Consider the following 6,465-nt stretch of genomic DNA (forward strand, 5'->3'; position numbering starts at 1 on the left):
TCATCGATGCAAGCACATGTGGCAACTGATCCGGCGGGTGAAGTACTTCATGAACAACGCCTCACCATTCCCGGGTGGTGGTCATGGATTGCAGATAGTGGAGCACAATTAGGATCAGTTATTTAGGGAGCATCAACTGCTGTACTGTCGGCGATGTTTGAGGTGACTGTGAATGTGAATAATCAGAATTTAGATCACAACCGCCGACGGAGGCCGGCGTTTGTGTCTGCGTATCTGACAGGAGTTTGCCCGGCTAATGTCCGGCTCCTGATCGTTCTTAAAGCATGACTGATGCACAGTGTCCCTAAGAGTTCGAAGTTGTACGCATAAAGGGCGAAGGCAAGCATTCTGCAAATGCTGTCAGTGGTTTGTTAGAACCAGCTGACCGTTTGCTGCTGGCTGCGGCGAGTCTTAGGGAACTGCGGCTCATCGGCACGGTAGCCCAGTGCCACCATGACCGCCGGACGGTACAGTTTCGGGTCGACACCAAAGTGCTTTTCGAGCACCTCGATGGTCTTGTCCATCTCAAAGCCCTCGATGGGGCAGGAGTCGATCCCAAGTAACGCCGCGGTGTTCATCACATTGCCCATGGCGATGTAAGCTTGCTTGGCCGACCAGTCGGTGATCTGACGTTGGCCCTGGATCCCCCAGTCCTGCTCCTGAAACTTCTCAAAGGCCTGGTTGATAAAGCCGATCACCTCGTCCGGCAGTTGCTTTACCTCTCTCATAAAGGTCTGCTGGTACGCCGAGTTGTGCTTCATGCTGGCATCGGTATGGGCCAGGAAGATCAGAAAGTGACTGGCCGTGCCCAGCTGACCGGCGGTGCCGTTGAATGCACCGTTGGCGCCCCAAGTGAATTCCCGAAACAGCTCCCGCTTTTCCGGGGACTGCACCACCATCAACTGCCATGGCTCAAAACCAAAGGAGCTGGGGGAAAGACGGGCCGCTTCCAAGATGGTGTTGAACTCGCTTTCGCTGATCTTGCGCTTAGGATCAAACACCTTGGTGGCGTGGCGAAAGGCAAAGGCCTCGGCCAACTTGGCCTGCATGCTTGGGTTATCGATGGATTGCGTCATGGGATCTTCTCCGGCTGGCGATGTCAGCATTGTTGAAACAGGGGCTGGCCTTCACCAGCGGTGCGCAGAGTAACAACTCGCTCAGTGGAGAAAAATGGCAGCAATCGCCAATCTCTTTGGATTATTTTAACCATAATTGTCGTTTACACTAAGCGATTGCGCTGACCGGACATCCTTGGTGGGTGCACGCTTTCGAAAACGGATAATTAACGGAGTCCACGTGTCCCAGACCCATCAATTGCTGCTGTTTATCGACGTGGTACAGCAGGGCTCTTTTACCAAGGCCGCCAGTCTGCATGAGATGGACAATTCGGCGCTGTCTAAACAGATCAAGAAACTGGAGACGAGCTTGGGGGTGCAGCTGCTCAATCGTTCCACCCGTTCCTTTTCCCTGACATCGGCGGGGAAGGAGATCCTTGAACAGGCTAAGATCCTGTCCGGTACGCTGGGGCAGATCCAGGCCATAGCCGACTCCTATCAAGCGGCGCCCACCGGGATGTTGCGGATCAGCGCCCCTGTTTACTTTGGTCAGCGCTGCTTGCAACCGGTGATCTCCGATTACCTTAAGCGCTACCCGGAGGTGAAGATAAGCTTGACGCTGGATGACCGGCGCTCGGATCTGATCGCCGACCATTTCGATCTGGCGTTTCGCATCGGCAAGCTGCGTCAGTCCAATCTGATCGCCCGCAAGATCGCCGATACCCGCTTTGCACTGGTGGCCTCCGAAGCGTTTGTCGCCCAGTACGGCATGCCTAAAACGCCGGAGCAACTGCTGGCGCTGCCGGCGGTGATCTACGCGAACCCGGATATCACGCTCGACGCGGTGCAACTGAGTGAGCAGCCGCTGGGCGAACAAGGGGGCAAGACGATGAAAAGCCACCGTATGCAGGGCAATTACCGGGTCAGTGACGTGGCCAATCTGGTGACGGCGGTGCGCGATGGTTTGGGCTACTCTCTGATCGATTTATCGAACCTGGACCGACCCATCAGTGAACTGATCCTGGTGCCCCTGCTCACCGACTATCGGCTCTCCACCATGGAAACCGGGATCTACGCCCTCTATCCCCACCGGCGACAAGCCATGCTAGCCAGTGACTTTATCGAGGCGGTGCAGGCCCACATCGGCTCACCGCCATTTTGGGCCGATTATATGCCGGACTATGAGCAGTACTACCGGTAAAGACGCGGAAACCAAAACGGCCGTCTCAGTTGAGACGGCCGTTTTGTATGACGCGGTTTATGATTTAACGGCGTAGCTGGGCAGTGCGTAATAGCGGTCGCTGCGGTGGTTCATCGCCAATACCAGATTGAGCATGATGGCACCGAGCACTGAGCAAGCCAGCACCACAGGCGTCATAAAGAAGGCGGAGGCGATCAGGATACTGATGTCGATCCCCATCTGCATCTTACCGGCGGCGATCCCGAAGCGTTGCTGGCAATAGAGTACCAGCACGTTAAAGCCACCCAGGCTGGTGTTGTGACGAAACAGGATCAGCATGCCCAGTCCCATCAGCAGGCCGCCTATTAGACCGCTGTAAACGGGGGAGAGCCAGCTTAACGCAATGACGTGATGCAGATGGTCAGCGATCACCGCCACCAAGCCGCCGGCCAAAACACTGGTCAGCGCAAAGATCCGGCCCATGCGAAACCAGGCCATGGTGTAGAAGGGAAGGTTGATCAGCAAGTAAAGGGTGCCAAAGGAGAGCGTCACATGGTGGCTCAGCAGCAAGGCCAGTCCTGTGGTACCACCCGTTAACAGGCCACCCTGTTGAAGAAAAAACACTCCCTGAGCCACGATGAAGGCACCGGTAAGGATGGCGATCAGATCTTCGCGCGTGGTGTGGCGTGACTGGCTCAAAAGGGAACTCCTACTGAATTGATGCTGCGTTCGATTGCGATGCGGCTTGAAAGGCCGAACGTGCTTTAAAAAAGCTCGGCGCGGGATTGTAAAATAAGCGTTTAGTAGAAAGAAGGGCAGAGGCGGGCCAAAGCCTGATCGAGCTAAGACTTTGTGGTCAAAGTGTGGTCAAGGTCGTTTTTTGTCAGTGCTGCCTACAGCGGCATCCATTGGTGAGAGAGATGTTTCATTCTCTTCTTTGCGAAACCGGGTGCTAGGGATGCAGTTTCAGCCTGAGCGGTATGAGGTGCGACTGGCACCGCTAGCTGTCAGGTCCCCGGTGATTAATAGGCTTCACACGAAATAGCTCGGGTGAAGTTCGATAGTACTCCTTCAAACGCTCTTTATGCGCAGTATGCCCGAGCGCTTTTTGAGGGATGTGATGATTGTAGATGTGTTGATACCGGAGCAACGTTGCCTCCAGATCGTCCCGACAGTCGAAGCGTGTCGTCTTTAGGATTTCCGATATCCGGCCATTGAAGCGCTCCATCATCCCGTTGGTCTGAGGCTTTCCTGGTGAGATAAGACGTTGCTCAATACCGTGACCGGTGCATTCCTTGTCGAACTCGCGGTTACCTGTTGGCTGACGTTGGCCTGTGGCGCAGAAACGGTCAGTAAACTCTTTGCCGTTGTCAGTCAGCACTGTCCTGATATAAAACGGTGCTTTCTGCGTGACGGTACGAAGAAAACGCCTCGAAGTTCGTGCTGTTTTGTCAGGCAATATCTCCAGGTAGACCCACCGGGTCGATCTATCAATGGCGACATACAGGTAACGGCAGCGTGACTCATCCGGTACTTGATATCGATGTGCACATAGTCAGGCTCGTACGACTTGAATGTCTTAGGTGAAGGCTGTGGCTCGGTATCTGGGTACAGTGCTTTTAGGTTTCCAACACCGTGGCGACGGAGGCAGCGGTCTAGGCCAGAGCGTGATACGTCAGGATTGATGAACTGCTTAGTCAGCGCCAGTAAGTCATCCTAAGGCAACAGAAGCGTTTTCCGGAGCTCAACAACAATGAACTCCTGCGCCTTAGTCAGGGTCGTCCCAAGGTTGTGCTTAGTATGAGAGCCATCATTGACCGTCTTGCGGTTCTTCCATCGACGAACTGTTGATTCAGCGATACCGACCTCTCGGGCCAACACAGCCACAGGTTTCAGCGACTCTTGGATCAGCTTTCGGATCTTCGGTGTTGTGGTCGCGTTCGCGTGAAGCTTAATGTCCATGTACTGCTGTCCTTAGCTGTCGAATGAAACTGGCTACCCATTTCCGAGAATACAAGAATCTCGATGCGGAGTAACCAAGCCATTCAACCGGGACCCAACAGCTATAAAAGCAAATCTAACCAAGCCTATGTCATTTAAATGAGAAATACTATCGCTTTGCAGTCTTTATATGACAGGGGGCTATCCACACTGCTTAGTCCGTTGTCGAATGCTATAGATAAAACTATTTGTTAAATGGAACGTTCAATCGATTCAATATATGAGTCTGGATCGAAGTTCTGTAGCCTTGAAATAATTGACTTTGCGTTGATTTCGATAGACTCAACATCGAAAGAAAATAATTTCTATTTTGGCTTAAGTTGCGCCGTGGCGCACAAAAAACGATCAAGAATGCTTTGGCTACTGATAGACTTAATTTCATCTGAAAGCATAGGGTTGAGGGAAAGTACGCTAAACCCGCGCTCAATCGCACACAACATAGATATGGTATTCCAAATATCTTCATTGCTGCCATTAATCAATCCCATGTTCCGACCTTGCACGAGGTAGTCATACTGTTGTTTTTTCCATATAGAGAAAAGTTTTCGCGTGATGACTAAACGCTTTGATGAAGCTCGTTCCCATACACTACTGTCTGCTGCAATGGCCCCTAGACCAAGACTTTCGTACTCTGAATCTTGATGGGTGGCACCTATGTAATGCGGCAGAATAAAACGAGATAAATAGTCGGCAGGGCATTGAATAGACGAGGAAAAGAGTTCTATGCCCCACTTTGCAAAATACCGGTTGAACAGGGCCAGTGCCAAGTCGTCCTTGTTGATGAATTCAGAATAAATGGTATTAACTGAGCATCCCACATTTGATGCTCACGTGCTGAAACTCACATTGCTCCTTCCGGATTTCCTCATTTCCACCTTTGCAAAATTGAGTATTCTTCGGTTTCTTAATGCTTTTGCTTCCACACTTGATAGCCTAGTGGTCGAGTTTTCCTTATGCTACCACCATACTAGGCATTGTGTTTGGCACAGGTTTTTATTTGTAACAAAGCTCAGGAAACCCGTGATTCGCGGATTAATGTCACGACGCAGATTTGTTGCGCGGGTCACCATTTATATGAAAAGATTTCTTTTGTGATGGCAGGTTTTATCATCATTTTTACCATGATGTTCTCATCATGTTGTGTGCAGTAAGAGATAACATGCTAATCAAATAGTCATACAAGGCGACTCTCATGAAGAAAATATATTACTCATTACCATTGGCCCTTTTTATTTCATTTTCCAGTTCTGCTGCCATGGTCGCAACTGAGATCGGGGTTATGGATTGGGGCTCAAAAGCAGAAGAAAACTTCGGTAAAATGAAGAGTGAAAACAGCTTTGTAAAAATGAAAGGCTATAATGCTACAGATTGGGGGGATATTTACGGTCATGTGAAACTCGAAGATTTCGAGGACTCCGACATGATTAGCTCAGAGATCAACCTAGTTGGACAAATCGCGATAGGCGAAACAGGGTTCAACTATTACGGACAGGTTTTTAATAAGACGAAACCACGTTGGTCGGAAACCAATACAACGCTTGGGTTCAGTTGGCTTCATGAAATGTATGGTTGGGACATTCAACTCGCACTCGCTGGTCATATCGTTAATGCCGATTACAAAAACTTTGATAGCGACTTTAAAGGTGGCCTAAACGGTGGCTATCAGTTCACTCAAATAGATCGCGCTTTCAGCATTGGACAGCAGGATTTTAAGTTTACTTATTGGCAGGAACATTTTTGGGGCCGTGATAAGCAATATCTGGCAATATCTGGCGATGAAAAAGACTTTGGTTTCAACGGCCTTTTAGCCGTCCGTTGGTTTTTACCAGCCAATTTGTCTGCGAGCATCGCTTATCGATATGCGAATAATAACCTTGGCATAGCTGGCTATCACGATGCATTTATGTACTCCATTCAATATAATTTTTAATGGAGTGAGTTAAAGTAAAGATCCGCCTTCTTTAGAAGGTGGATATTTACTTCGTCGTAGACTTGGTTACAGATCCGCATTGCTTGTGCCTCTGAGTCAGCCCAGCGAGCACCGTTTTCATCGGCGGGCTCTGCTACTGAAGTAAGACGGTAAAGCGAGACCGGTATACGATGGCTAAATAACTGTTCCGAAATGTAGATCACTGAGTTCTCAGATTTGGAGGGAACTCGGCTTCCATTGTGCGATCTGATCAATCGCCAAAAAGAAAAGTTCGACAAGGAAGCCGAGCCCCATGATGC

General features: G+C 50.2%; 5 protein-coding genes and 1 pseudogene. 2 read left to right on the plus strand and 4 right to left on the minus strand.

Annotation, left to right across the window (positions count from 1 at the left end):
- Positions 1–371: 371 nt before the first annotated feature.
- Positions 372–1,076, minus strand: coding sequence for an NAD(P)H-dependent oxidoreductase (locus ABEA08_RS09690; RefSeq protein ID WP_345335089.1), 705 nt, complete (start codon positions 1,074–1,076; stop codon positions 372–374).
- 220 nt (positions 1,077–1,296) lie between these two features.
- Between ABEA08_RS09690 and ABEA08_RS09695 the strand changes: the two genes are divergently transcribed.
- The gene (locus ABEA08_RS09695; protein ID WP_345335090.1) at positions 1,297–2,256 is read left to right on the plus strand and encodes a LysR family transcriptional regulator; all 960 of its coding nucleotides are present in this window, start codon (positions 1,297–1,299) and stop codon (positions 2,254–2,256) included.
- Between the two features lie 57 nt (positions 2,257–2,313).
- On the opposite strand, the gene ABEA08_RS09700 is transcribed toward ABEA08_RS09695, so the two are convergent.
- The 3 genes and pseudogenes from ABEA08_RS09700 to ABEA08_RS09710 all read right to left on the minus strand — a co-directional run bounded on the left by ABEA08_RS09700 (position 2,314) and on the right by ABEA08_RS09710 (position 5,003).
- A complete protein-coding gene (locus ABEA08_RS09700; RefSeq protein ID WP_345335091.1) occupies positions 2,314–2,934 on the minus strand; it encodes a DUF6198 family protein in 621 nt (206 codons plus the stop codon).
- A gap of 301 nt (positions 2,935–3,235) precedes the next feature.
- Positions 3,236–4,197 (minus strand): annotated as a pseudogene (locus tag ABEA08_RS09705) (integrase core domain-containing protein).
- Positions 4,198–4,541: 344 nt separating this feature from the next.
- Positions 4,542–5,003: a hypothetical protein gene (locus ABEA08_RS09710; protein ID WP_345335092.1), complete on the minus strand. Its 462-nt coding sequence runs from the start codon at positions 5,001–5,003 to the stop codon at positions 4,542–4,544.
- A 425-nt stretch (positions 5,004–5,428) separates the two neighbouring features.
- Here ABEA08_RS09710 and ABEA08_RS09715 point away from each other — a divergent pair, with 425 nt between their 5' ends.
- Entirely contained in the window at positions 5,429–6,166 is a 738-nt protein-coding gene (locus ABEA08_RS09715) for an outer membrane protein OmpK (protein WP_345335093.1), read from the plus strand.
- The last annotated feature ends 299 nt before the right edge of the window (positions 6,167–6,465 follow it).

The organism is Ferrimonas pelagia, from assembly GCF_039543565.1.
GTDB lineage: Bacteria > Pseudomonadota > Gammaproteobacteria > Enterobacterales > Shewanellaceae > Ferrimonas > Ferrimonas pelagia.

Coding starts and splice junctions, on each gene's coding strand:
- ABEA08_RS09690 (WP_345335089.1), bottom strand. CDS start 1,076: ATGACGCAATCCATCGATAACCCAAGCATGCAGGCCAAGTTGGCCGAG.
- ABEA08_RS09715 (WP_345335093.1), top strand. CDS start 5,429: ATGAAGAAAATATATTACTCATTACCATTGGCCCTTTTTATTTCATTT.